At 44.5% G+C, this 24,854-nt stretch carries 22 protein-coding genes; 9 read left to right on the forward strand and 13 right to left on the reverse strand.

All coding sequences use genetic code 11. The annotated features are described in order from the left end of the window. Window positions 1–2: 2 nt before the first annotated feature. Complete coding sequence (gene metH, locus GHNINEIG_RS00810) at window positions 3–3,722, reverse strand: methionine synthase (protein ID WP_135794895.1); 3,720 nt, start codon at window positions 3,720–3,722, stop codon at window positions 3–5. A 279-nt stretch (window positions 3,723–4,001) separates the two neighbouring features. Between metH and trmA the strand changes: the two genes are divergently transcribed. The 3 genes from trmA to GHNINEIG_RS00825 are packed head-to-tail and all read left to right on the forward strand — an operon-like array spanning window position 4,002 to window position 6,847. Beyond that, entirely contained in the window at window positions 4,002–5,126 is a 1,125-nt protein-coding gene (trmA, locus tag GHNINEIG_RS00815) for a tRNA (uridine(54)-C5)-methyltransferase TrmA (protein ID WP_135794896.1), read from the forward strand. Next, window positions 5,123–5,887, forward strand: coding sequence for a sulfite exporter TauE/SafE family protein (locus GHNINEIG_RS00820; RefSeq protein ID WP_135794897.1), 765 nt, complete (start codon window positions 5,123–5,125; stop codon window positions 5,885–5,887). The genes trmA and GHNINEIG_RS00820 overlap by 4 nt, the downstream gene beginning before the upstream one ends. 12 nt (window positions 5,888–5,899) lie before the next feature. After that, the gene (locus GHNINEIG_RS00825; RefSeq protein ID WP_135794898.1) at window positions 5,900–6,847 is read left to right on the forward strand and encodes a lipid A deacylase LpxR family protein; all 948 of its coding nucleotides are present in this window, start codon (window positions 5,900–5,902) and stop codon (window positions 6,845–6,847) included. Window positions 6,848–6,854: 7 nt separating this feature from the next. On the opposite strand, the gene GHNINEIG_RS00830 is transcribed toward GHNINEIG_RS00825, so the two are convergent. From GHNINEIG_RS00830 to GHNINEIG_RS00840, 3 genes are all read right to left on the reverse strand, one after another. Continuing rightward, window positions 6,855–7,808, reverse strand: a complete 954-nt coding sequence (locus GHNINEIG_RS00830) for a DUF3616 domain-containing protein (RefSeq protein WP_135794899.1) — start codon at window positions 7,806–7,808, stop codon at window positions 6,855–6,857. Between the two features lie 137 nt (window positions 7,809–7,945). Then, on the reverse strand, window positions 7,946–8,446 hold the full coding sequence (locus GHNINEIG_RS00835; protein WP_135794900.1) for a ferritin: 501 nt from the start codon (window positions 8,444–8,446) through the stop codon (window positions 7,946–7,948). Between the two features lie 87 nt (window positions 8,447–8,533). Then, a complete protein-coding gene (locus GHNINEIG_RS00840) occupies window positions 8,534–9,055 on the reverse strand; it encodes a HugZ family pyridoxamine 5'-phosphate oxidase (RefSeq protein WP_135794901.1) in 522 nt (173 codons plus the stop codon). A gap of 117 nt (window positions 9,056–9,172) precedes the next feature. On the opposite strand from GHNINEIG_RS00840, the gene GHNINEIG_RS00845 reads away from it, so the two are divergent. The 6 genes from GHNINEIG_RS00845 to thpR all read left to right on the forward strand — a co-directional run bounded on the left by GHNINEIG_RS00845 (window position 9,173) and on the right by thpR (window position 14,106). Beyond that, a complete protein-coding gene (locus GHNINEIG_RS00845) occupies window positions 9,173–10,204 on the forward strand; it encodes a FecCD family ABC transporter permease (RefSeq protein WP_189636901.1) in 1,032 nt (343 codons plus the stop codon). Window positions 10,205–10,212: 8 nt separating this feature from the next. Beyond that, the gene (locus GHNINEIG_RS00850) at window positions 10,213–10,989 is read left to right on the forward strand and encodes a heme ABC transporter ATP-binding protein (RefSeq protein ID WP_135794902.1); all 777 of its coding nucleotides are present in this window, start codon (window positions 10,213–10,215) and stop codon (window positions 10,987–10,989) included. Window positions 10,990–11,021: 32 nt separating this feature from the next. After that, window positions 11,022–11,663 (forward strand): MOSC domain-containing protein, encoded by a 642-nt coding sequence (locus GHNINEIG_RS00855; RefSeq protein WP_135794903.1) that lies wholly within the window; start codon window positions 11,022–11,024, stop codon window positions 11,661–11,663. Between the two features lie 80 nt (window positions 11,664–11,743). Beyond that, window positions 11,744–12,583, forward strand: coding sequence for a tRNA 2-thiocytidine biosynthesis TtcA family protein (locus tag GHNINEIG_RS00860; RefSeq protein WP_135794904.1), 840 nt, complete (start codon window positions 11,744–11,746; stop codon window positions 12,581–12,583). A 6-nt stretch (window positions 12,584–12,589) separates the two neighbouring features. After that, window positions 12,590–13,507, forward strand: a complete 918-nt coding sequence (locus GHNINEIG_RS00865; RefSeq protein ID WP_135794905.1) for a lysophospholipid acyltransferase family protein — start codon at window positions 12,590–12,592, stop codon at window positions 13,505–13,507. Between the two features lie 41 nt (window positions 13,508–13,548). Continuing rightward, on the forward strand, window positions 13,549–14,106 hold the full coding sequence (gene thpR / locus GHNINEIG_RS00870; RefSeq protein WP_135794906.1) for an RNA 2',3'-cyclic phosphodiesterase: 558 nt from the start codon (window positions 13,549–13,551) through the stop codon (window positions 14,104–14,106). A gap of 11 nt (window positions 14,107–14,117) precedes the next feature. On the opposite strand, the gene GHNINEIG_RS00875 is transcribed toward thpR, so the two are convergent. The 9 genes from GHNINEIG_RS00875 to def form a co-directional block, all read right to left on the reverse strand. Beyond that, the gene (locus tag GHNINEIG_RS00875; protein WP_135794907.1) at window positions 14,118–14,726 is read right to left on the reverse strand and encodes a class I SAM-dependent methyltransferase; all 609 of its coding nucleotides are present in this window, start codon (window positions 14,724–14,726) and stop codon (window positions 14,118–14,120) included. Continuing rightward, entirely contained in the window at window positions 14,726–16,177 is a 1,452-nt protein-coding gene (locus GHNINEIG_RS00880) for a TrkH family potassium uptake protein (RefSeq protein WP_135794908.1), read from the reverse strand. The genes GHNINEIG_RS00875 and GHNINEIG_RS00880 overlap by 1 nt, the downstream gene beginning before the upstream one ends. A 21-nt stretch (window positions 16,178–16,198) precedes the next feature. Beyond that, entirely contained in the window at window positions 16,199–17,596 is a 1,398-nt protein-coding gene (gene trkA / locus GHNINEIG_RS00885) for a Trk system potassium transporter TrkA (RefSeq protein WP_135794909.1), read from the reverse strand. A gap of 202 nt (window positions 17,597–17,798) precedes the next feature. Beyond that, entirely contained in the window at window positions 17,799–19,157 is a 1,359-nt protein-coding gene (locus tag GHNINEIG_RS00890) for a sigma-54-dependent transcriptional regulator (RefSeq protein ID WP_135794910.1), read from the reverse strand. Window positions 19,158–19,180: 23 nt separating this feature from the next. Next, window positions 19,181–21,358: an ATP-binding protein gene (locus GHNINEIG_RS00895; protein ID WP_135794911.1), complete on the reverse strand. Its 2,178-nt coding sequence runs from the start codon at window positions 21,356–21,358 to the stop codon at window positions 19,181–19,183. Between the two features lie 51 nt (window positions 21,359–21,409). Beyond that, window positions 21,410–22,030, reverse strand: coding sequence for a DUF4390 domain-containing protein (locus tag GHNINEIG_RS00900; protein WP_135794912.1), 621 nt, complete (start codon window positions 22,028–22,030; stop codon window positions 21,410–21,412). Between the two features lie 3 nt (window positions 22,031–22,033). Then, window positions 22,034–23,347, reverse strand: coding sequence for a 16S rRNA (cytosine(967)-C(5))-methyltransferase RsmB (gene rsmB, locus GHNINEIG_RS00905; protein WP_135794913.1), 1,314 nt, complete (start codon window positions 23,345–23,347; stop codon window positions 22,034–22,036). A 3-nt stretch (window positions 23,348–23,350) separates the two neighbouring features. After that, window positions 23,351–24,289 (reverse strand): methionyl-tRNA formyltransferase, encoded by a 939-nt coding sequence (fmt, locus tag GHNINEIG_RS00910; RefSeq protein WP_135794914.1) that lies wholly within the window; start codon window positions 24,287–24,289, stop codon window positions 23,351–23,353. Next, entirely contained in the window at window positions 24,286–24,795 is a 510-nt protein-coding gene (def, locus tag GHNINEIG_RS00915; RefSeq protein WP_135794915.1) for a peptide deformylase, read from the reverse strand. The genes fmt and def overlap by 4 nt, the downstream gene beginning before the upstream one ends. Window positions 24,796–24,854: the final 59 nt, after the last annotated feature.

A 24,854-nucleotide genomic window follows, 5' to 3' on the forward strand; every position in this document is an offset into this window, starting at 1 on the left:
GGTTAATTGGCAAAATCTTCTGGATCATATCCCAAGTTCGGTGCCAGCCACTTCTCAGTTTCTTCAATTGACCAGCCTTTACGAACTGCATAGTCTTCCACTTGATCTCGGCCAATTGATCCGACGCCGAAATAGCGAGATTCTGGGTGGGCGAAATAGGTTCCGGAAACCGCAGCCGTTGGCGTCATCGCAAAACTTTCGGTGATTTCCAACCCAATTGTCTCATCTGGTTTGATTAAATCCCAGAGAATGCCTTTTTCAGTATGATCTGGGCAGGCTGGGTAACCCGCTGCCGGGCGAATGCCTTGATACCGTTCACGAATGATGTCTTCGTTTTCAAGCTGTTCATCGGGCGCATAGCCCCAATCTTCCTTACGAACCATTTCATGCAATGTTTCGGCAAAGGCCTCAGCAAAACGATCTGCCAATGCTTTCAGCATGATCGCATGGTAATCATCATGTTCCTTTTCAAAGCGCTCGACATGTTCATCGATGCCAATACCCGCTGTCACGGCAAAGAAGCCAATGTAGTCAGCGACGCCACTTTCTTTCGGAGCAATAAAATCGGACAGACAGTTGTTCGCTCCACCGCGTTTTTTCTCCGCTTGTTGACGTAAATGATGGAAGGTATGAAGCACTTCAGTTCGGCTTTCATCTGTGTAGACTTCAATATCATCCCCAACTCGATTGGCAGGATAGAATCCGTATACGGCTTTTGCTGTCAGCCAATTTTCATCAATGATTTTGGTCAGCATGGCTTGAGCATCGGCAAACACTTTGCGCGCTTCTTCTCCCACCACTTTGTCGTCTAAAATTCTTGGATAAAGACCATGCAACTCCCAAGACTGGAAGAAAGGGGACCAATCAAAGCGTTCCAGTAGTTTGTCTAATGGAAAATTCTCAAGCACTTTGGTGCCGAGGAAGCTTGGCTTAATAGGTGTGTAATTCTCCCAGGCCTGGTCGTTCAAAGCAGGGTTTAAGCGCGCTTGTTTAATCGGGATGCGCTTGACCTGCTTGGCGCGTGCTTTACGTTCCTCTCGGACTTGTTCGTATTCGGCTTTGATTTTGGCGGCAAATGTCTCTTTCAAGTCGTTTGAAATTAAGCTTTGCGCGACCCCAACCGCACGTGAGGCATCTTTGACATAAACCACCGGATGATCGTATTGCGGTTCGATTTTAACCGCCGTATGTGCTTTGGAAGTAGTGGCGCCACCAATCAGCAATGGAAGGTTCATGCCACGCTCTTGCATCAATTTGGCGACATTGACCATTTCTTCAAGAGACGGTGTGATGAGGCCTGATAGCCCGATGACATTGGCATTTTGCTCAATGGCGGTATCGAGGATTTTTTCGGCAGGCACCATGACCCCCAAGTCGATGACTTCAAAGTTATTACATTGCAGCACGACGCCGACAATGTTTTTACCGATATCATGTACATCCCCTTTCACGGTGGCCATGACAATTTTACCTTGCACCTGTCCTTCTGATTTTTCTGCTTCCAGATAAGGATCAAGATACGCCACTGCGCGTTTCATGACGCGTGCCGATTTCACCACCTGAGGAAGAAACATTTTCCCGGAACCGAATAAATCTCCGACGACATTCATGCCGTCCATTAAAGGGCCTTCAATGACATTAATCGGTGCACCTAGCTTTTGATAGGCTTCTTCGGTATCTGCTTCAATATAGTCGGTGATGCCTTTCACCAAAGAGTGTTCCAGTCGTTTTTCAACCGTCGTCTCTCGCCAGGCGGTATCAGCCACTTTAGTGGCAGCCTGACCGTCGCCACGATATTCTTCGGCCACTTCCAATAAGCGTTCGCCTGCCTCAGGGTCTTTATTGAGGATGACGTCTTCAACCGCCACACGCAGTTTTTCGGGAAGATCATCATAAATCGCCATTTGACCGGCATTCACAATCCCCATGTCCATGCCTTCTTTGATGGCATAGTATAAAAAGACCGAGTGGATGGCTTCACGTACCGGGTTATTGCCTCGGAAGGAGAAAGAGACGTTGGACACCCCGCCGGATACTTTGGCATAAGGCAGATTTTGTTTGATCCAGGTGACGGCATTGATGAAATCTAGACCATAATTATTGTGCTCTTCAATTCCCGTCGCCACGGCGAAGATGTTAGGGTCAAAAATGATGTCTTGTGGCAAGAAGCCTACTTTTTGAGTCAAGACGTTATAAGAGCGTTCACAAATTTCGATTTTTCGTGCTAAGGTGTCGGCTTGGCCGTCCTCATCAAAAGCCATTACAATGGCGGCGGCACCATATTTTTTGACCAGTTTGGCCTGTTTGATAAAAGCGTCTTCTCCCTCTTTCAAAGAGATGGAGTTCACCACGCCTTTGCCCTGGATACATTTCAGGCCAGCCTCGATGACTTCCCACTTAGAAGAGTCAATCATAATCGGAACACGGGAGGCTTCCGGCTCAGAGGCCAGCAGGTTCAAAAACTTCACCATGCAGGCTTTCGCATCCAGCATCCCCTCATCCATATTGACATCGATGATTTGAGCGCCGTCTTCTACTTGTTTCACTGCGATATCAATCGCTTCGTTGTAGTTTTCTTCAATGATAAGACGCTTGAACTTCGCAGAGCCGGTGACATTGTTACGCTCACCCACATTAACAAACAAACTGCTGTCATCAATGTTCAGCGGTTCTAAACCGGATAGGCGACAGGCTGGCGAAATTGCAGGCAAGGTTCGAGCCGGGTGTGCCAATGCGGCATGGGCCATGGCTTCAACATGATCCGGAGTGGTACCACAACAGCCGCCAATAATGTTTAACCACCCTTTTTCGGCCCAAACGGCGATTTCTTTTGCCATTTGCTCAGGAGTTTCATCATATTCTCCAAATTCATTCGGTAACCCGGCGTTTGGATGCACAGAGACGTAGGCTTCACAGACTCGACTCAGCTCTTCAACATATTGACGAAGTTCCTCTGGGCCTAAGGCGCAGTTTAATCCGATGGAAAGCGGTTGTGCATGGGCGACTGCATTGTAGAATGCTTCGGTGGTTTGGCCTGACAAGGTACGTCCGGAGGCATCCGTGATGGTGCCTGAGAGCATAATCGGGACTTCATACCCGATTTCTTCTTCAACCTCTTTCACTGCAAAAATAGCGGCTTTAGCATTCAGTGTGTCGAAAATGGTTTCAATCAGAATGACATCTGCGCCGCCTTTTAATAAGGCATGGGTCGCTTGCTTGTAAGCCGTGACCAGCTCATCAAAGTGGGTATTTCGTTTGCCGGGATCATTTACATCTGGCGAAATCGACGCGGTTCGATTGGTTGGCCCAAGCACACCCGCCACAAAACGGGGTTTGCCATCTTCTTTTTCGGCGATTTCACACGCTTCGCGTGCCACGGTAGCTGCCGCAATATTGAGCTCGGTGACGATGTCTTGCATGTCATAATCCGCTTGAGCGATGGTGGTGGCATTGAATGAATTGGTTTCAATGAGGTCCGCCCCTTGGCGTAGAAAAGCCAAGTGAATGTCTCGAATCATTGCCGGTTGTGTCATCGCCAAGATATCATTATTGCCTTTGATATCCATGTGATAGTCGGTAAAGCGTTCTCCTCGAAAATCTTCTTCACTGAGGGTGAGGTCTTGTACCATTGTTCCCATTGCACCATCCAGCACCACGATGCGCTGACTCAGTAAGCTTCTTAATTGAGCAATTCTTGTAGGACGATTTTCAAATTCGGACATAACACTTCTTCTAAGGCAATGAAAAAAGCGATATTTTAACATAATTGAAAGGATGGCATCATAAGGAGTCAATGACTTTAAAGTCATTGCTTTAGTCTGGTTTTTTAATAAAAAATAGCCAGGCCTGGCTCGTTTTGAAGAAAATGACGCAAAAGGGTATCCCAGGTGTTAATCTCGTTACGCTAGGATAAATCATTGAGTCGATTTATTGTTTCGGTGCGGTTTGTTATACTTTGTCGCTAATATCATGCCTTTTATCAATATAAGAAATCATAAAACATGTTGTGTCAAACCTATCCTGAGACTTATGCGGAGCAATTCGCAGAGAAAACCCTTCGTTTAAAACAGTTACTGGGAGAGCTGCCTAATTTTGAAGCGTTTGCTTCCGATCCTGAACATTATCGCGCTCGCGCCGAGTTTAGAGTTTGGCATGAAGGTGATCAAACCGATTACATTATGTTTGATCAACAAAGCAAAGAAAAGGTAGCCATTCATCATTGTCCGATGGCGTTAGAATCCATCGCAACCCTCATGCCTAAATTAATGGCACACATTGTGCAGATACCGGTCTTAAGACAAAAATTATTTCAGGTGGATTTTCTGGCAACCTTTAGCGGGGAAATGTTGGTGACGCTCATTTATCGAAAGTCTTTACAAACCAAAACGGAGACGGGGGTGGAAAACGATGCTGCTTGGATTGCAGCGGCGAATGCCCTGCGAGGTGAATTGCCAATCACCCATATTATTGGGCGAGCTCGTAAACAAAAGATCTGTTTAGATAAGGATTATGTGATTGAAAAACTTCAAGTCGATCAACAAACCTTTATTTATCAACAGATTGAAAACAGTTTTACCCAGCCGAATGCGAAAATGGCACAGAATATGTTGCATTGGGCACGAAAGATGGCAGCAAAAGCCAATCCTGATAAAGAGAAGGACCTCATTGAACTGTATTGCGGAAATGGGCACTTTTCAATTGCGTTGTCTGACCAGTTTCATCGGGTATTAGCGACAGAGATTTCCAAAACCTCCGTGGCCTCAGCGCAGTTTAATATTGAAGCCAATCAGGTTGATAATGTTACCGTTGTGAAAATGGCCGCGGAAGAAATTTCTGCCGCCTTACAAGGTGAGACTTTTTTCCGGTTAAAAGACATTGATTTGAACACCTATGCGTTTAATACCATTTTTGTTGACCCGCCTCGTTCTGGTTTGGATGATTTAACCCGTCAAATGGTCACCGAATTCGATCATATTATTTATATTTCTTGTAATCCAGAAACGCTGGCGACGGATTTGGAAGCGATTCAACAAACCCATGATATTTTGGAAACGGCGTTATTTGACCAGTTCCCTTATACTCATCATATTGAAAGTGGCGTATTTTTAAAAAGGAAACCTAAATGATTTTAGCTTGGATTGGAGCTCTCTTTATTGGCTTAAGCCTTGGTTTGTTAGGTTCGGGCGGTTCAATTTTAACCGTGCCGGTATTGGTTTATGTGGTGGGGCAAGATCCTAAAATCGCCATTGCCGGCTCTTTGATGATTGTCGGTATCATCAGCGTTTTTTCTGCGTTGCCTTACGCTCGACAAGGACTGGTGAAATGGCGAACCGTTTTTATTTTTGGGATACCCGGTATGTTAGGCGCCTTTTTGGGTGCTTGGGGCGCACACTATGTTTCAAACGCTATTCAGATGCTGATTTTTGCGGCCTTGTTGCTGTCAGCAGCTTACTTGATGTTTCGGCCGGTTAAATTGGATGCAGAAACTCCAACTCAAGAACGTGCCATATATAAAATTGCTTTAGATGGGTTGGCAGTGGGGGCCGTGACTGGGCTTGTTGGTGTTGGCGGTGGTTTTTTGATTATTCCAGCGCTGGTATTGCTGGGTGGACTGTCCATGCGGTTGGCAGTGGGGACCAGCTTGGTGATTATTGCCGCGAAGTCTTTTGTCGGGTTTTACGAATATCTGCATGTTCTGGAGTCGTTGTCGTTATCAATTGACTGGCATATTATTGGTATTTTTTCCGCCATAGGCGTCGTTGGTGGTTGGCTAGGGCATCGAGTAAGCAGTCATGTTGATCAGGCTTTGTTGAAACGGATTTTTGCGTTTTTCCTGGTTATTATGGGCGCGTATATCTTGTATAAAAACATGCCTTCTCTTTTCTAGTTGAGTTTGTAGATGAATTGGCGAGTGCTCATTTTTTGGTTCGGTTTCACTGGTACCTCATTGGTCTCAGCCGGCCAAATCAATGTTCAACTGGATAATGACGTTGTGTTTGGTACGGACCGTCAATATACCGGTGGGTTTGAGGTTCGTTGGACAGAGGATCAAATCCCTGTGGTGGACGCACTGCTGTCTCCTTTTGAGTCGTTTTTGCCAAGTAAAAATATTTCTGGTTTCAAGCAGGTTGACCAACTTGCGGTGTGTACAGAACTCTATACCTTGCAACAAAAAACCGAACACGGTAATGAAGCCGTCAGTAACTCGGCTTGGACGCATATCGATTGGCGTCGTTTTTATTGGTATGGTAAAAACCAATCTATTTTGGACTTTCGTGCTGGATGGATTGGACCGAGCAGTGGCGGGCGGCAAATTCAAGATGGTGTTCATTCCTTAATAGGAAATGACAATGCGTCGGGATGGGATAAACAGGTTCCAGACCAACCGACTTTACAGGTCGGCTTTGAAAATAGGCATAGGTTTTTCAGTTCTGAAAATCAGCATTTTAAAGTAGGTCATTCCTTGTCTGGAGCGGTTGGGTCTCCACAAATTTATGCAGCAGCAGGCATCGGTATGCAATACGGTGTTGATATGGAAGCGGTGATGAGTTTTAATCGTTTAAACCACCTGATAGTCCCTGAAAAAGGATTTGGTTGGTTGGTCTTCATCGATGCTTCTGTTCGTTACGAAGCTTACAATGCCTTTCGGGATGGACGTTTGTTTGTCAATGAAAGAACCTCATTGAAACCAGCGAATGACTTTATTCCCTCTGTTCAGTATGGTGCCGGGTTTGTTTATAATAAAGTCTCAGTCGTTTTGTCGGGCAGCTCTTTTGGTAAGTTTTACCGTGAACAAACCGAAGACGTCTTTCGTTTTGCCTCTTTGATTGTGTCCTTTCCCGTATAGCTTTTCTTTAATCCAGCAATTTGATTCCACCATTCTTTAAACCATCCTGACCGACCCAAAACAGCAAGTTTGACTCTTGGTTCAGCCTGTTAACAACAAGTGCTTCAGGCTTGCCGAGGGGGCGATCCAGTGTTTTTAGGTAAGGAAGCGGTGTTAAGTGAGCTTTACCGTTCCATACATGAACATGGTAAACATTGGGTATGTTGTTGACGGGGCCTGATAGTAAATAGAGTTTGTCTTCGAAAGCAACCATGTCTCGAATACCCAATCCCCCTAAATTAACCAGCTTTAGTTTAGGCGTTTTCACAGAGAATTTTTTGTCCTTAAGTGTCAACTTCAATATCGGAACCAGATTGCCTCTTAAAACCGGCCCTCTGAAACCGATATATAAATGGTTTTCGCTGACGGCTATCCCTTCAATGTCGATGCCGTTCTCTTTACCTGGCAATGCTGTAAAGGGCTCGAGAATAGGGGTATCTTGTATAATAGGCATGAGTGAAAAAGCTTTTATTTGCCGGGCGTTTAGCCGATTATCGAGCTGGATTTGAAACAGCTGGTTGCGCGCAGGTTCATCATGAATGAGCGTGAGGCGTTTGATATTTTGTTTATTAGAGGCGTCTGATTTTATCTTTTTTCGTTTTTTAGCGTGTGATCCCACGGCATAGAGATAAGGCGCTTGCCAAGCCAGTCCTTCAATATCCAGTTCGTCTTTTCCCGGAGTGAGTGTGATTTTATTTCTGGGCAAAGCTATAAATTCATTTCCTTGGCGCGCTAAAACTTGAATGGCGGTGCCTTCATCGGTTGCCAACGCCATGAAATTTTCTGTGATGACCATGCCACTAATATTGTCAGGGTCAATAGAAAGTTTTCCTTTGATAGAAATATCAGTAGATGATGCCGAACCCAAGCCTGGAATGAAAAGCCCGAGCACCAAGAAAATAACCATTGAAGGGAAAGTCATTGTAATAGGACCTTTGAGAGAGTCGTTCGTATGAAAAATGATAGAGATTATAGCGGGAAATATGCGATAGGGTGTGTGTTGTGTGTACAAAAAAAGTAGGTGCTCAACACTCACAGGAGTGAGGTTGAGCAGAGCAGTTAGTCTTTTATAAAGCGCAAATAATTATCCATGATATGCAATTGCTGTCCTGGTTGACCATTGAAACCAAGCATTTCGGCTTTGCTGATGATTTTTCCAAACAATACTTCTTCTTCATGTTGTTCGGCAATAAACCACTCAATAAAGTTAAAGGTCGTATAATCTTGCAGCTCAAACGCCGTCTTCGCAAGATGGTTAATCATTTCCGTGACTTTTAACTCATGTTGGTAAGCAGCCTGAATGACATCCATTAAGGTATCGAATTCACTAGGCGGCTCTTCAATAGAACCAATTTTGACAGGAATACTGCATTCGGACATATAATCAAATATCTTGTCCATATGGGTTCGTTCTTCCATGCTGTGACCACGAAAGAAAAGTGCAGCCCCTTCCAGTCCAGCATTTTCACACCAGGCACTGAGCTGTAGATAGACACTTGAGGCATAATACTCAGCATTCACTTGCTTGTTCAATAGTGTTGCAATTTCAGGTTTAAGCATGATCTTGCCTCCTGTTGTTTTGCGATGAGGGTTATTTCAGAATTAAAATACCGCTAAATTCATTATAGAAGACACTTAGGGTCAATTTCAAATGGAATCAACACTTTGATTTTTAAAAGAAAATACTTTTTTGATTTGTTCGGGTTCTAATGGATAAGCTTGTCCAAATCCTTTGACGTAAAGCCCCGATACAGGGTGAAGTTGGAACAAGTGAAAGTCTGGAAGGGAGCGTAAAGTCTGGATGATTTCACCAAAGTGTGATTCAAATGTATCCAGTGTCGATTGCCAGAGAGCTTCCTCCCGCGAAATAGGATGGGATTTCATTTGTAGCTGGATTCGCTGTCGAGCAAAAATGGTTTCCGCCTTTTCTTCCGGTTCCATGATCAAGACACTGGCTTGAGGGTGATTCAGTAAGTTTGAAGTGTGCTGCGCTAATGCTGAAACAAAAATATAAAGGGTTTCTTGAGACAGAATAAAAGGTGCATAGCTGGCATGCGGCGTCTTTGGATCACTAAGTGTCGATAATAGAAGACTTTGCTGAGAGTGTATTAATCTAGCACACTGTTGATAAGTGCTTGTCGACCAGTTAGGCGATTTAAGTTGCGGCATAAGCTTTCCTAAGCATAATAAAGTCAAAAGCCATTCTATGATAGAGGATTCTATTAGACGTGTAAAAGGGTAGAATGGTCTTTAATTTTTTAACTTCAGCAACAAGAGTGTTTTATTTTGAATAGGCGTTATCAACCGCTTTCCGTTTTGCTTGGATTAAGCATCCTGTTAAGTGTCATCGGGTTTTATGCATTGAGCATTGGGCCGATTGAAATTTCTTTTGGGGATCTATTGAAAAGCCTTGTTGGCACGCCGGGATCAATGCAAGTCGATTTGGTGATTTTTGAAATACGACTTCCACGAATTCTATTGGGTATATTGGTTGGCACCGGTTTAGGGGTTGCAGGCGCTGCCATGCAAGGGCTGTTTCGAAACCCGTTGGCCGATCCGGCGTTGGTGGGTGTCTCTAGTGGAGCTGCGTTAGCGGCTGTCACGGTGATTGTGTTAGGTCATTCTTTTCTAAAAGAATGGGTGGGGGTTTTTCAAGGTGCTGCGGTTCCTGCGGCGGCTTTTTTGGGTGGACTTCTGGTTAGCTGGATTATTTATCGGGTCGCGACTAAAAATGATCACACCGATGTTGGGTTAATGCTGTTGACGGGGGTTGCCGTGAATGCGATTGCTGCTTCGGCAACGGGTTTTCTCACCTATCTGGCGACAGATGAAGCACTTCGAAATCTCACTTTTTGGACGATGGGATCAATATCTGGAGCGACTTGGCAGGACTTACTGATGGTCTTTCTGCCAATTTTGGTGGCGTTAATCGGTCTGCCTTATTTTGCTCGCGGATTGAATGCGTTTTCTATGGGGGAAGCGGTATCGAACCACATGGGCTTTCAGGTGAATCGGCTAAAGTGGGGCGTGATTAGCTTGAGCGCTTTAGCGGTGGGTGCAGCCGTGTCTGTCAGTGGTATTATTGGCTTTGTCGGCTTGGTTGCCCCGCACTTAGTGCGACTACTATTGGGACCGGATCATCGCTGGTTATTATCTGGTAGTGCTCTAATGGGCGCGATGTTAGTTGTATTGTCCGATTTGTTAGCACGTACTTTGCTGTCTCCAGCGGAAATTCCGATTGGTATTGTGATGTCTGCTATCGGTGGGCCTTTTTTCTTATGGCTGCTGTTACAACGCCGTTCACGAGTCGGTCTTTGAGGGGGCCTATGTTAACAGCTAACAAACTATGTGTTGAGCGCCTAGGACATCGTATCTTATCGGATGTGTCCGTTGAGATTTCCCCAGGACAGGTTGTCGCTATTTTAGGGGCAAATGGTGCTGGGAAATCGACACTTTTGCATTGCTTAAGTGGTGACCTGAACGAAGCAAAACAACACGTATTGCTAAACGGAAAAAACTTAGAATCATACACCGCTCAAACTTTGGCGACGGTTAGAGCCGTTATGCCTCAAAGCGTGCAAATGGATTTCGCCTTTTTAGTCTCTGAACTGGTTGAAATGGGGGTGTGGCAAATCACTCGACAATCAGAGAAACAACAACGAGTGGATGATGCCTTAGCATTATTTGGTATTGAGGCCTTGAAGTCGCGTGATTATCAAACGTTATCGGGCGGCGAGCAGCAACGAGTGCAGTTAGCTCGGGTGGTTGCTCAAGTACTCGCTCCTATTACTCAAGCTGATGCCCCACGTTATTTGTTGCTAGATGAATGCACAGCCAATTTAGACTTTGCCCATCAACATCAAGTATTTGAAGTGGTTAAAAAATTAGCAGATAGTTATCAAATAGGCATTGTCGTGGTTTTGCATGATATGAATTTAGCGGCGCAATACGCAGACCACTTAATATTGCTCAAACAGGGAAAAGTGTTGGATCAGGGGTCGGTTGAAACCATGCTGGTTCCGTCCAAAATAGAAGAACTGTATGATTTTCCTGTTCAAGTTTTATCACATCCGAAGGGGTGGCCGATGGTTGTTCCAGCTTAATCTTAAACCGTAAAAGACTTTAGGAGGCTCATATGCAGGTTGTTTCGGTGAATGTCGGCCAAATTCAATCTTATCCATGGCGGGGAGGAACGCGCTCGGCCATCCATAAAACACCAGTCGACTCTGCTGTGTTAGTGACAGAAAACGGGTTAGAAGACGATCATCAGGCCGACCTCAAAAATCACGGCGGAGAGGATAAAGCGGTATTAATCATTCCGACGGCAAACTATGTCCTTCACGGCGTCAGTCAGCATGCTTTTGGTTTCTTGGGAGAAAATATTTCGCTTTCCGGAGTGGATGAAACCCAAGTCAAGGTTGGAGACCGGTTTCAAATCGATGATGTGATATTAGAAGTGACTCAGCCTCGTTCTCCTTGTTGGAAACTGGGTGAAATTAACCATTCACAATCGTTTGTTCAAAAATACAGCGAGTCGGGCCGAGTGGGTTTTTATTGTCGAGTGTTGAACTCAGGAAACATTCAAGCTTCCATGCCTGTTAGACACTTAAGCGCTGGGAGAGGAGCGAATATTCAGGCATTATTTTTAGCAAAGTTAAAAGCGTCGACTCTGGAAGCACATAATATCTTGCAAGAAGCATTGGAAAACCCGGCCCTATCGGATGCTTGGAGTCAAGCCATTAGGCGGAGACTGACTCGTAGGAGCAAAGATCATTGATCCAAGTATTAATTTCCTGCTAAAACGGTTGAGCGTGTAAAATATGTATCATAGTTGTTAATAAAGAACCAAAGTAATTCATGTCAAAAATTGAACACACCCCCGAAAATTCTGCCGCATTGGTTGAAGGCATTGCCAGCGACTTAGTGAATACATCGAAAAAGAAAAAAGATTGGATTAAACCACCTAAATCTATCTTGAAATTGGTGGGGCGGGCAGTGGCGCAATACCAGATGATTCGTGAAGGCGACCGGATCTTATTAGGATTGTCGGGCGGAAAAGATTCGATGGCATTGCTGGTTGTTTTAAAACATTTGCAGCGCCATTCGCCAGTCAAGTTTGAGCTGGCCGCGTGTACGATTGATCCAGAAATTCCCGGCTTTGATCCATCGCCATTGAAAGAGTGGGTTGCCTCGATGGAGGTGCCTTATTTTTATGAATCTGAGGATTTAGTGGCTTTAGCCGATGCCCATATGAAAGGCGACTCTTTCTGTAGTTTTTGCGCGCGCCATAAACGGGGCAAACTTTATACGGTTTGTCGCCGAGAAGGTTATAACGTGTTGGCTCTGGCTCAGCATTTGGATGATTTGGCAGAGAGTCTTTTGATGTCGGCGTTTAATGCAGGAGAGCTTCGTACGATGAAAGCGCATTACTTGAATAATGAAAAAGATATTCGGATTATTCGTCCGTTGGTTCGGGTTCGAGAAAGCCAGACACGTGCCTTTTCAGAAGCCGCAGAGTTGCCGATTATTCAAGATAACTGCCCAGCTTGCTATTCCAAGCCTCAAGAGCGTCAGCGTATGAAAGAGCTGTTGCTTGAACAAGAAACGCATAATAAACACCTGTACGCTAATTTGTGGCGTGCCATGCAACCATTGGTGGCAGATGACAACCATGCTGGTGAAGCAAATTTAAAGTAGGGTGATATGGCAGCTCAATCAGAACAACGCTGGCAAGGCAAAGTCTTTATCGGGCTACTGAAATTTTTTTCTTGGTGGTCTTTGCCAATCAATCATGCCATGGGAAAAGCCATCGGCTATTTATTGTGGTGGTTTCCCTCTTCTCCCAAACGGATTTCCGAGATTAATTTAAAAATCGCTTTTCCTGAATTGTCTGAAACGGAACGACAAGCCTATTTGAAACAAAGTTTACTTGAGCTGGGAAAAACCACGACAGAGCTCGGACCGATATGGTTATGGGATGCAAATCGTGTGTTTGAACTTATTCAGTCGGTACACGGAGCAGAGCTTGTTGATGCCGCTTTTAAACAGGAAAAAGGGGTGATTATTTTATCGCCTCATATTGGCGCTTGGGAGGTGATGGGGATTTACCTTTCTCGCCATTATCCGATGACAACCCTATATCGTCCGCCGAATATTCGCTCGATAGAATCCTTTATGCGACAAGTGAGGCAGCGTTCCGGTTCTACCTTGGTTCCGACGGATTTATCCGGTGTTAAGGCCCTGCGCAAGGCGTTGAATCACAATGAGATGATAGGCATCTTGCCGGATCAAGATCCTGGAAAGAATGGCAGTACTTATGCTCCATTTTTCGGTCATCCTGCGCGTACGATGGTATTGGTCTCGAAGCTGGCATCCAAATCCAAAAGTGCCGTGTTTTTCGCTTATGCTAAGCGGCTATCCAAAGGGAAAGGGTATGAGATTTACTTTATTCCGGCAGATGAACAGGTCGCCGCTTCAGATGAGTTGATGGCAACAACGGCTTTAAATGAAGGTGTTGAGCTGTGTGCTAAGGCATTACCTTCGCAATATCAATGGAATTACAAACGCTATAAACATCCACCAGAAGGGCGTGAGGATGTGTACAAAAAAGTTCAAAAATAGCCAGGCCTGGTCATTTTTAACGGTCTGAAAGGAGAGGCGTGATGCGAACTTTTTTTGCTGTGCCTGTAAATGAAGCTCTGCAAAAGGTTTTGATGGAGCAGATTGAAAGTCTAAAATCGCTCCCTTGGGCATCAGATGTTCGATGGACGCCAGTGAAAAACTGGCATTTAACATTAAAGTTCTTAGGAGAGCTCCCAACCGAACAAGTGGATGCCATTGAAAGATCAATGCAAAACTGGTTTGCCGAAGGCATGAGCTATTTTGAAGCCGAAGTGTCCGCTATCAAAGGATTTCCTTTATCCCAATCGGGCCCTTTTATCGTCGCGACTCTGGATGCCACCTTGCTTTTACAATCATTGGTTCGAGAGATCGAGCAGCAATTGCGCTGTTTTGAGATTCCTAAAGATAAGCGGGCATTTCGACCTCATATCACTTTAGGTAAGTGGTTAGGAGAGCAAGCTGGTTTTCCTGCACTTGACATGCCTCTTGAAGCGGCATGGTTGCGAGTGGATCGGTTGAATTTGTATGAAAGTATTCAAGCAGAAGGGAGCCATCAATATAAGCCTTTAGCGACCCACGCATTAGAAACGTATGATTAAGCTTTTTTCATTTATTGACGTTTGACTGGCCGCTTTGTCGCCAGAAGCCAAGCATACCGGTTCTTCGTTTGTGCGTTATCCGCAAGCCAGCCTTCTCCATAAACATTGATTTCAAAATCGCGCCAGCTAGGTTCGGTTTTTGGTAACTGGTTTAACTCTCCTGTCTGAAGATAAAAATACGGATTGTTTGGCGCATTTTCTTGAACCGGGGCCAAAAAAGTTTGAATCAATACTTTGCCATTGGGTTTGAGAGCTTGGGCAATTTGAGGCCAAAGAGCGCGGTTTAAATAACGGCTGATCACTATCACATCGTATTGCTGATAAGGAAACAGCATTTGCTCAAAATCACAGATAGTCGGCGTGATCGGCAACCGGTTCACGGCTGCCCAGTTATTGAGGTGAGTAAGCGCAGTATCGGAAATATCCCACGCATCCACCGTGAGACCGCATTGCGCTAAAAAACGCGCATTACCCCCTAAGCCACAAGCCAAATCAAGTGCTTTGCCTGTGAGGGGCAGTTGATGGAGATGTTGCTTCAGAGCCCATGCAGGGAGCACCGGTTTTTTAGGATCAATATCGGCATACTTCTGATCCCATTTTTCAGCTAAAGAAAGGGACATTATTTTCTCCAGAAGCTAGAGGTAAAGAGGACCAGTAATGTGAATATTTCCAAACGGCCCAATAGCATTGTGAAGGTTAAAACCCACTTAACAGGGTCAGACAAGCTCTGGTAATTGGCGGCAGCTTGCCCTAAGGCGGGCCCTAAGTTGTTAATGGTCGCGGCGACAGTCGAGAAAGCGGTGGTTTGGTCCAAGCCGAGTGCCATTAACAGTAGCATAATGCCGACGAACGAAACGACATACAGTGAAAAGAACCCCCAAACAGAGGTAATGATTTTATCTGGGATGGGCTTGCCATTTAATTTAACCGGCATCAAGGCGTTCGGGTGCAGCAGGCGTCGGATTTCGCGACTTCCTTGTTTCGCCAATAAGATAAAGCGGATAACCTTCATTCCCCCGGCGGTCGACCCAGCTGATCCTCCAATAAAACTCATCATAATCAACATGAAAGGAATGAATATCGGCCATAATGAAAAGTCTGCGTTGGCAAACCCGGTTGTAGAGGCGAATGAAATGGTTTGAAAGGCCCCATATCGGAAAGCATCTTGCCAGGTTAAATAGACTTCATGGTAATACAAATAGAAACTGCTAATGACAATGCCAACCAATATCAGCACGGAGAAAACCTTAAATTCAGGGTCTAAAGTGTAGGGGCGTGTTGATAAGTTCCGAAAGGCGGTGAAATGTAATGCAAAATTGATGGCAGCCAGGAACATAAAGATCATCGCTATGATTTCGATATGGACATCATCAAAGTGGGCGATGCTGGCATCATGCGTTGAAAACCCACCAATAGCAACGGTTGAAAAACTATGGGCAAACGCATCAAACCAGTCCATTCCGGCCAGCCAGTAACCGAGCGCACAAGCAATGGTTAACCCTAGATAAATATACCAGAGCGCTTTCGCAGTTTCGGAAATGCGCGGTGCCAGTTTATTGTCTTTGATAGGGCCGGGGGTTTCCGCTCGATAGAGTTGCATTCCTCCAATGCCCAGCATCGGTAATATGGCCACCGCCAGAACGATAATCCCCATGCCTCCCAACCATTGCAGTTGTTGACGGTACCATAACATGGAGTGAGGGAGTGCATCCAGACCGTTGATTACGGTCGCTCCGGTCGTCGTCAGCCCTGAAAATGATTCAAAAATCGCGTCCGTTAAAGAAATATAAATTGTGGAAGCAAAGTACATCGGGACAGCACCTGCAAACCCGAGTACCGTCCAGAACATGACGACAATTAAAAAGCCGTCTCGAATTTTTAAGTCATGATGACTTTTTCGAGAAGGAAACCAAAGTAAAAATCCAGTGATAAAAAGCCCAATGGCTGAAAGACCAAAGTCAGACATACCGCCATCTTGGTAAATTAAGGCCATGATAAAGGGCGGAATCAGCGTTAAGCTGAACACCATCAATAAAATGCCCAGAACTTTTAAAATAATTTTACTGTGCATAAGGTCGAGACTGTTTAAAAATTAAAACCAACTTCTTTTTTCCTTTGGCGTAAAGAGTTCTGTAATTTCTGCCGCTTGACTGGGGTCATTCAAGAAAAGAATGACATGATCTTCCGCTTCAATCGTCAGGTCACGATGTGAAAATAGGACTTCATTTTCACGCACAATACATCCAATGGTGATGCTGGTTGGCCATTGAATTTCACCGATGGTTTTGCCAATAATTTCAGAGGAGTTTTCACTTCCATGCACAATCACTTCCATGGCCTCTGCAGCGCCTCGCCGCAACGTAAATGCTTTGACGGTATCCCCTTGGCGCATGTAGTGCAATAAACGACTGGTGGTAATCTGGTCTGCCGAGATGGCAACATCGATACTGTTGAGCTGAATTAAGTCCACATAAGACTGGTTGTTTACCAGGGCAATGACACGGCGTACTCCTAACTTCTTGGCCAGCATGCCTGAAATAATGTTGGCTTCATCGGAGTTCGTCAGTGCCAAAAACAAATCGATTTCATCAATATTTTCTTCAATGAGTAGAGATTTATCAGAGACATCTCCTCTGATGACAATGGCTTGTTCCAATTGCTCTGAAATTTTCCGAGCTTGCGTCATATTGTGGTCAATGATTTTAACCTGGTGTTCTTTTTCTAACTCTTTGGCCAGGTTAAAACCGATATTACCTCCCCCTGCGATCATAATGTTTCTGGAAGGGCGGAGTTTATCGCGTCGTAATTCTTGAACAATTTTTGGGATATTAAAGGGTTCGGCAAGAAAGAAAACTTCATCACCAACTTGAATGGTGACATTACCCGTCGGGATAACGATTTCATCTCGTCGGTAAATCGCAACAATTCGATGATGGACACCATCCGGTAAATGCTGCTTAATTTCTCGAATTTTTTTGCCCACAATCATGCCGCCTGAGTGAGCTCGGATAGCAACCAGTCGCACCTTACCTTCTGAAAAGTCGACCACTTGGAGAGAGCCTGGGTAGTTGATCAGCTGAAGAATATAGTTTTTAACCAATGTTTCCGGGCTGATAAGCACATTGATAGGAATTGCATCCGTATTCTGCTGTCGATCAAACAATTCAGGGTGGTTCAAGTAACTTTGGCTTCTAACGCGGGCAATCTTAGTAGGCGTTTTATGCATGATTTGGGCAAGTTGACAGGCCACGATGTTGGTGTCATCTTGATGAGTGGCAGCAATTAACATATCCGCTTCTTCCAGCCCTGCCTGATTCAGGACATCCGGGTTAGAGGCGTGCCCATTCACCGTTCGAATGTCCAAACGGTCTTGTAACCGTTGAAGGTTGGTTCGATCAAGATCAACCACAGTGACATCATTGTTTTCGATGGCAAGCAGTTCTGCAAGGGATGTACCGACTTGTCCGGCACCAAGAATAATTATGTTCATAAGGGCGCGTTATTTAAATTTTCCTTAGAAGCTGTCTAAGCATTTTAAATGGTGTTACCTGCACTTTCCAAGTAACAAACTGACTGCAATTCATTTCTTACTGCTACGTATTCTACGCTGGATTAAACCTGAAATTAACCCTAATTATTGCTTTTATTACAACCGACAAAGCCCTTAAAAGAGGTTGAATAAACCTATCGGGTTATTTTGGGTTTTTCGGGTCAATCTTGAGGGCTTTTAATTTGCGATATAAATTGGTTCGTTCTACACCTGATAAACGTGCAGTTTCTGTAACGTTACCACCCGTTTCACGGAGTAGCTGACTCAAATAGGCGGCTTCAAATTGTTCTTTGGCCTGTTTTAAGTTAACAGAGGTATTTATGCTAGAAAAAGACACGGTATCGGCATTTTTAGTGTTTTCAAGTGCACGGCGGATTTCGTCATCATTGACTTCTCCCTCTCCCAGTATCAAGAGGCGTTGGACCAAGTTTTGAAGTTCTCTGTAGTTGCCTGGCCAACTATATTGTCGAAGCACGTTTTTGGCGCCGACATTAAATTCACGATATTCCAACCCTTCATGCATAAGAAAGTAATCCAGAAAATAATCAATTAAATCTGGAATATCCTCTGTGTGCTGACGTAAAGAAGGGATTTCCAAAGGCATAACATTTAAACGCTGAAACAAGTCTTTTCTAAAATGACCACTGTGAGCTAAATCATCTAAGCCAATTTTTGTTAAAGCAATGATACGGACATCCAAGGCAATTTTTTTGTTCGAACCTGGACGAACAAAAGAACCGTCAAATAAAAGTTGGCTTAAAAAGTTTTGGCCCTTGGTGCTGAGTTGCTCGATATCCGAAATAATCAAAGTACCACCAGAAGCATGTATCAACTCACCTGGAAAGGTGTTTTGCTCTGTTTCCAAACCGAGAATGAGCTCTTCTTGTTCATCAAAATCGGGTGCATGGATTTCGAACAACGGCTGTTCTTTGCGCTCCCCCAGTTTGTGAATGGCTTCGGCTAAACGGTGTTTACCAGTACCCGGTTCTCCTTTTACCAGAATCGGCATGGAATATTTGGCGAGGCGATTAATCGAGTCTCTCAGTTCGACAATGAGTTTACTTTTGCCGATCGGTAGGATCTGATCTGGTAATTTTTGTTTTAAATGACGGTTTTCGCTATGAAGGTGGAGGTGTTCCATCGCGCGCTCAGCTGTAATGAGAAGTTTCGCAAGCGAGAGCGGTTTTTCTAAAAAATCATACGCACCGAGTTTTGTCGCTTCGATAGCAGTCTCAATCGTACCGTGCCCAGACATCATAATGACACTGCTGTGATCGAGAACATTTTCAGCAATCATTTCTTTCAGAAGCGAAATGCCATCAATATCGGGCATCCATATGTCTAGAAAAATTAAGTCGGGCGCTTTGTTTCGCCAAATGTCTTGCGCTTGTTGCCCATTGGCAGCAACCATGACTTCATACCCCTCTTCAGAAAAAATTTCCTGCATGAGGCTACGAATGTCCTTTTCATCATCAACGATCAGTAATTTGCCTGGTTTCATAGTAGGGTCATTTTATTAGACAGCTATACTTTAGTATGTTGCGGTAAGTTTATTATAAAGCAGGTTCCTTGTTCGAGTTCCGATTCTACATGAATTTGTCCTTGATGTTCGTCGACAATTTTTTTCACGATCGCTAACCCCAATCCAGTTCCTTTCGGTTTATCAGTGGAATAAGGTTCAAATATCCAGTTTTTTGCTTTTTCGGGAATCCCCGGTCCATTATCACAAATAGAAAAATTAATCTCATCTTGTGCACAATCGGTTCGAACTTCAATGCGTGTGTCTGGTCTTTCACCACAGGCTTCAATCGCATTCTTAATCAAGTTATGTAGCAACTGTCTTAGTTTTGAAGCGTCCGCTGTGATTTTTGGGCATTGTGGGTCTATTTTGTAAGAGACCTTCCAATTTGCTTTAGGGTCTTTATACATACTCACCACATCCTTGATAAGGGTGTTCAAGTTGAGTTGACTCAGTTCAATTTCAGGGGTATCTGCATACTCGGTAAATGCTTGAACCAAGTTTTGCATGGCTCCAACCTGTTCAATGATGGTATCAGTCATTCTTTTAAGGAGCTGTTGGTCAGAAGGCGTCAGCTTATTGTTGAGCTTATAATGTAGTCGTTCTGCAGAAAGCTGGATGGGCGTTAGCGGGTTTTTGATTTCATGGGCTAAGCGTTGAGCAACGTCACTCCACGCCGCATGCAATTGTGCTTGTACCAGCTGAGTGATGTCTTCAATGACAATAACAAATCCGCCTACTTTCTGATCAAGGCTGGGCAGTGTTGAGCCATGAACCAGTAATATTTTTTGACCTTCTTTACAATCAAAGGTAAGTTGTTCGCTCCAAGGTTTGGCGTCGTTTCGGAATAAAGGAAAAATGGTGTCAAAAAACTGTTTTAAATGCTGGCTCTCAGGTTGTTTCAAGATTTCATTCAGTGGTTTTCCAAGCTGTTTAAACAGGTCGGTATTCAGAATACTGTTGGTGGCGTCATTAATGGTTTTTAATCGTAAGTTCATGTCTAAGGTTAGGACGCCACTATTGAGATTTTTGATAATGGCTTGCAGATAAAGCTTCTGCATTTCAGTTTGCTGGTGCCCAAATTTGATGTCATTTCGTGCTTTTGCAATCTGCTGAATCATGTCGTTAAAAGAGTGAATGAGTTGTCCCATTTCATCTTCTTGAACGACCGGCATGGAAATGGCGTAATCTCCTTTCGCAACGGCTTCTGTTCCGCGTGCTAATGTTCGAATGGGTCGGGTAATGTTTTGAATGGTTTTGATTGTGAAAAGTAGAGCACTGATCATGGTTAATAAGAGCACCATGCTTAAAATCACGGTAAAGCTCGTTTTAAGTGGCCCCTTCAAATAAGACAATTCTTGATATTGGCTAGCCGAAATTCGAACCGTATCGGCTAAGTGGCTTAATTGTTCCGGAATTGAAAAAACGGCTTGTAACGCATAGTGTTTGTTGTTGTGTATATCTGTAATCGGCAACATAATCCGGATGATCTGATAAGACGTATTTAACCCAGATTGCGTTTCAATGGCGGCATAGGTTAATTTTTTTCGGATCTGTTGAAACAGTCTGGGGGCAGGGGATTTAGGCAAAATATTAACATTATCCTGACTGCTGTACGCGATGAGTTGACCATCGCTTTTATAGAGGGCAATTTCTCGAGTATTCAGTTGTTCCCCGAGTTTATTCAGAGTGAGGACGGGCGTAATAAAGAGTTCATCACGATGCAGTTTAAGCGCTTGTTGAGTGTTGTTCAGGTTACGCCGAGTTTGATCATCCAATGTGATTTGAACCAGCTTGACCGCATTAGCTAAGGCCTCTTCTGTTTTGACATCAAACCATTGGTTAATCCCTTGATGGACGAAACTCATGGAAAAATAAAAAATAATGGCAAGTGGGATTCCCAACATAAAGCCAATAACGGTTGTTAATCGAACAGTCAATCTGAGGCCAGGAATATTGGCCTTGTACTGCTTTCGAAGCTTGTGAAGGGTTCGAGCAAGCATTATGATCAATACAATCATGCCGCCAAATGAAATAAACAACAAGGTAGAGTAGGTTTGTGCAAACTGTGAAGCGTTTTGCAGAATCTGGCTCATGACAATCAAGGAAATCAACAAGATGCTGGAAATCGCAATGAGCCAGCCATATTGTTTGAGGAAACGTGATTGTTGATTTGAAGGCATATAAATCTGCTTTAAAAAAGTTAAATAAGTAAAGAATTCAGTCGATTAAGGTTATAACCAACTTTTGGGTGATTGAATTTGGATGTTACTCCAATCACTGTCTAAGTGCCAGTCCGAAGACCATAATGCATCAATAATCAATGGCGTAGGCAGTTGCCATTTATTCAGCGAAACACGCATCTTGATCGCATAAAGTGTATTAGGGTGTAAATCCGCCAAGTCAGTTATTCGGAAGTTAGAGAGCGTTCCCAGGGTGTACAAAGCATCTTTCAAGTTGCTAAAGCTTTGCACCTTTTTGTTACGTTTATTTGAGATGATATACAGTTGGCTGTAACCAAAATATTGCAACTGGGATTGATATTGAATGGTGACACGGTTGCGATGCATATTAAATCCTAATAGCGAATGGACTTCATTCAGTTCTATTTCGGTATTAAACGTTAAGGGAATTTCATGTTGCAACGCGGTGAGAACAGGTTCTTTAAATTGAAAGCGAACGCTAGCATCAAGTACCAGTTGCTGATTATCCTGATAGTCATTTAAATACAGGATTTGGATGGAAGAGGGTGGAGTGTCAGCCGCATAAATGAAAGAACTGAATCCTAATGTAATCACTAAGCTTAGGCGTTTGAAAACTGCAAAGATACCCCTGTCAACACCTAGCATTTTCATGATTTAACAACCTTTCTCAATTAAGCAATAATAAAAGCCGTCCATGCCATCCTGGCCTGGCAGAATCTGTCGCCCGGGGGCGTCTTTAATCGAAATTCCCCAGTCGGCGTCAATAGGGATTTCTTTCGCATCCGGTGTTTGTTGAAGAAATTGTGACACTTGATCCCGATTTTCCTGCGGTAAGACCGAGCAAGTGGCATAGAGTAGTTTTCCGCCCGGTTTTAATCTAGGCCAAATCGACTGTAGGATAGCTGCCTGTAATTCTGTCAATGCCGTAATGTCTTCGGGGGTTCGATGCCATTTGATATCGGGGTGGCGTCGAATAATGCCCGTGGCGGAACAGGGCGCATCCAATAAAATTTTATCAAATTGAATTTCCGGCCACCATTGGTCAGGCTGCGACGCATCGCCAACCTCAATCTCAGCGAACAGGTCTAAGCGATATAAGTTTTCAGACAAACGCTCAATACGCTCGGGCTCCTTTTCTAAGGCAAACACCTTAGCCTGGTTATCACTCAGTTCTAACAGGTGTGTGGTTTTGCCTCCGGGGGCGGCGCAGGCATCGAGAATAAATTCATTCGGCTGGGGCGCTAACAAATAAGCCGCTTGTTGCGCCGCTGCATCCTGCACACTGAATCCCCCCTCATCATAAGTCGGCAGTTGCGTAACGTCTAAACTGTTTTTTAACACGATGCCCTGCGGGGCCTTCGGGTGAATATCCGCCTCCACGTCTTGTTTTGAAAGCAAGTTTAAAAATGCGTCCCGGTTTTGGTGAAGTGGATTGACTCGCAAAGTTAACGGAGCGGGTTCATTGTTAGCCGACAAAATCTGCTCCCAATGGTCAGGGTAGGCGTTGCGAATGGTTTTGGTAAACCATTGTGGGTGTGAATAACGATAAGCCGGTTTTTTATCGACTTCTTCGCAAATGCTGTCTTTGTCCCGAAGAAAAGTTCTTAATACTCCGTTGATGAGACCTCTTGCCCAAGGCTTTTTCAGTGACTTGGTAAGATTAACAGTTTCAGAAACCGCTGCATGCTCCGGGGTATCCATATACAGAATTTGATAGAGTCCTAACAAGATAAGCTGATTAACATCTTCATCCTTGGCCTTTAACGGTTTTTTTAATAAATGGCTTCGAATGGCTTCCAACCGGTCTTGCCAACGTAGCGTACCCAACACCAAGTTTTGAGTAAAAGCGCGTTCTCGTCGATCGCTGAATTGCGCTAAGCCTTCAGCTAACGATTGGCTTAAAGAACGGCCATGTTCAATGACGGTTAAGCAAATTTTTAAAGCGATATAACGACTGTTAACGGCCATGGTTTATCCTAATGTTTGGCCAATCAGCTGACGCGCTTGCGCAAAGTCATAAGCGGGCATGGCTTTTTTACCTGAAGGTTGCACTTGTTTAATCAATAATGACCCTTTGCCAGTGGCGACTTCCATCCCTGCTTTGCTGACAGAAACGACCAGACCTGGTGATTTTTGGGTTGAAGCATCGCCGATTTCAGCTTGCCAGATACGCAAAGGTTGGCCTTGGTATTGCGTAAACGCAACCGGCCAAGGATTAAAGGCTTGTACTTGACGAGCTAAAGTCTGTGCGGAGGCCTGCCAATCAATCTCGGCCTCCGCTTTATTGAGCTTTTCAGCATAGGTGACTTGGCTTTCATCTTGTTGGACAGGAGACAGGTTGCCGGCTTGTAGGTCATTCAATGTTGTCATCAGTGCGTCACATCCTAGCGCACTTAAACGATCATGTAAGGTTTGTGCGGTATCTTCGGGCATGATGGGGGTTTTTAAGATGGTGAGCATATCTCCAGTATCCAGTCCCACATCCATTTGCATAATGGTCACACCCGTTTCAGCGTCCCCCATTTGAATTGCACGCTGAATGGGGGCCGCACCCCGCCATCGAGGTAAAATCGAGGCGTGAATGTTTAAACAGCCATATTTAGGCATGTCTAAAACGGCTTTGGGAAGTATTAGGCCATACGCCACCACAATCATCACATCGGCCTGAAGCGCTTCTAATTCCGCTTGCGCTTCAGGCGTTTTGAGTGACATAGGTTGGTAAACAGGAATGCCGTGCTCTAACGCGGTCTGTTTCACGGGGCTGGCAGTGAGTTTCCGACCTCGTCCTGCCGGTCGGTCGGGTTGGGTGTAAACCGCCACCACTTCATGCTCGGAGTCAATCAAGGTTTTAAGGGGGGGCACCGAAAAGTCCGGCGTGCCGGCGAAAATGATTCTAAGGGGCTGTGTCATGAGTTTGCTTGTACTGCCATTTCTTTTTTAAATTTTTGAATCGCCCGGGTTCGCTTTAATCCAGAAAGATGATCAATAAACAATTTGCCGTTTAAATGATCAATTTCATGTTGAATGCATACCGCTAACAGTTCGTTGGCTTCGAATTCGATCGTTTTGCCATCTCGATCCATGCCACGAACCAGTATGTCTGAGGGTCGGTCGACTTTTGCATAAATCCCCGGGATAGAAAGACAGCCTTCCTCCCAAGTGATTTTGCCTGCGGTTTTGACGATTTCCGGGTTCAATAAAGCAATGGGTTCGTCTTTGGTTTCAGAGATGTCAACCACAATCAAGCGTTGCTGTACGGCTACTTGAGGCGCGGCTAAGCCGATTCCCGGTGCATCATACATGGTGTAAAACATCTCATCTATGAGCTTGTCCAGTTCGTCTGTCATTTCAGGAACGGGCTTGCAAACCTCTCTTAATCCTTCATCAGGGTAGAGAACAATATCGAGTTTATCCATAATACAAGGTATACTTTTTTAACGTTTTGAATGAATGACCCTAAATTATAGCGGATTGA

The organism is Hydrogenovibrio crunogenus (genome assembly GCF_004786015.1).
In the GTDB taxonomy this organism is placed as follows: domain Bacteria; phylum Pseudomonadota; class Gammaproteobacteria; order Thiomicrospirales; family Thiomicrospiraceae; genus Hydrogenovibrio; species Hydrogenovibrio crunogenus.

What these genes read in the sequence shown, in the direction of transcription:
- metH (WP_135794895.1), bottom strand. Translation starts at nt 3,722, where the DNA reads ATGTCCGAATTTGAAAATCGTCCTACAAGAATTGCTCAATTAAGAAGC.
- trmA (WP_135794896.1), top strand. Translation starts at nt 4,002, where the DNA reads ATGTTGTGTCAAACCTATCCTGAGACTTATGCGGAGCAATTCGCAGAG.
- GHNINEIG_RS00820 (WP_135794897.1), top strand. Translation starts at nt 5,123, where the DNA reads ATGATTTTAGCTTGGATTGGAGCTCTCTTTATTGGCTTAAGCCTTGGT.
- GHNINEIG_RS00825 (WP_135794898.1), top strand. Translation starts at nt 5,900, where the DNA reads ATGAATTGGCGAGTGCTCATTTTTTGGTTCGGTTTCACTGGTACCTCA.
- GHNINEIG_RS00830 (WP_135794899.1), bottom strand. Translation starts at nt 7,808, where the DNA reads ATGACTTTCCCTTCAATGGTTATTTTCTTGGTGCTCGGGCTTTTCATT.
- GHNINEIG_RS00835 (WP_135794900.1), bottom strand. Translation starts at nt 8,446, where the DNA reads ATGCTTAAACCTGAAATTGCAACACTATTGAACAAGCAAGTGAATGCT.
- GHNINEIG_RS00840 (WP_135794901.1), bottom strand. Translation starts at nt 9,055, where the DNA reads ATGCCGCAACTTAAATCGCCTAACTGGTCGACAAGCACTTATCAACAG.
- GHNINEIG_RS00850 (WP_135794902.1), top strand. Translation starts at nt 10,213, where the DNA reads ATGTTAACAGCTAACAAACTATGTGTTGAGCGCCTAGGACATCGTATC.
- GHNINEIG_RS00855 (WP_135794903.1), top strand. Translation starts at nt 11,022, where the DNA reads ATGCAGGTTGTTTCGGTGAATGTCGGCCAAATTCAATCTTATCCATGG.
- GHNINEIG_RS00860 (WP_135794904.1), top strand. Translation starts at nt 11,744, where the DNA reads ATGTCAAAAATTGAACACACCCCCGAAAATTCTGCCGCATTGGTTGAA.
- GHNINEIG_RS00865 (WP_135794905.1), top strand. Translation starts at nt 12,590, where the DNA reads ATGGCAGCTCAATCAGAACAACGCTGGCAAGGCAAAGTCTTTATCGGG.
- thpR (WP_135794906.1), top strand. Translation starts at nt 13,549, where the DNA reads ATGCGAACTTTTTTTGCTGTGCCTGTAAATGAAGCTCTGCAAAAGGTT.
- GHNINEIG_RS00875 (WP_135794907.1), bottom strand. Translation starts at nt 14,726, where the DNA reads ATGTCCCTTTCTTTAGCTGAAAAATGGGATCAGAAGTATGCCGATATT.
- GHNINEIG_RS00880 (WP_135794908.1), bottom strand. Translation starts at nt 16,177, where the DNA reads ATGCACAGTAAAATTATTTTAAAAGTTCTGGGCATTTTATTGATGGTG.
- trkA (WP_135794909.1), bottom strand. Translation starts at nt 17,596, where the DNA reads ATGAACATAATTATTCTTGGTGCCGGACAAGTCGGTACATCCCTTGCA.
- GHNINEIG_RS00890 (WP_135794910.1), bottom strand. Translation starts at nt 19,157, where the DNA reads ATGAAACCAGGCAAATTACTGATCGTTGATGATGAAAAGGACATTCGT.
- GHNINEIG_RS00895 (WP_135794911.1), bottom strand. Translation starts at nt 21,358, where the DNA reads ATGCCTTCAAATCAACAATCACGTTTCCTCAAACAATATGGCTGGCTC.
- GHNINEIG_RS00900 (WP_135794912.1), bottom strand. Translation starts at nt 22,030, where the DNA reads ATGAAAATGCTAGGTGTTGACAGGGGTATCTTTGCAGTTTTCAAACGC.
- rsmB (WP_135794913.1), bottom strand. Translation starts at nt 23,347, where the DNA reads ATGGCCGTTAACAGTCGTTATATCGCTTTAAAAATTTGCTTAACCGTC.
- fmt (WP_135794914.1), bottom strand. Translation starts at nt 24,289, where the DNA reads ATGACACAGCCCCTTAGAATCATTTTCGCCGGCACGCCGGACTTTTCG.
- def (WP_135794915.1), bottom strand. Translation starts at nt 24,795, where the DNA reads ATGGATAAACTCGATATTGTTCTCTACCCTGATGAAGGATTAAGAGAG.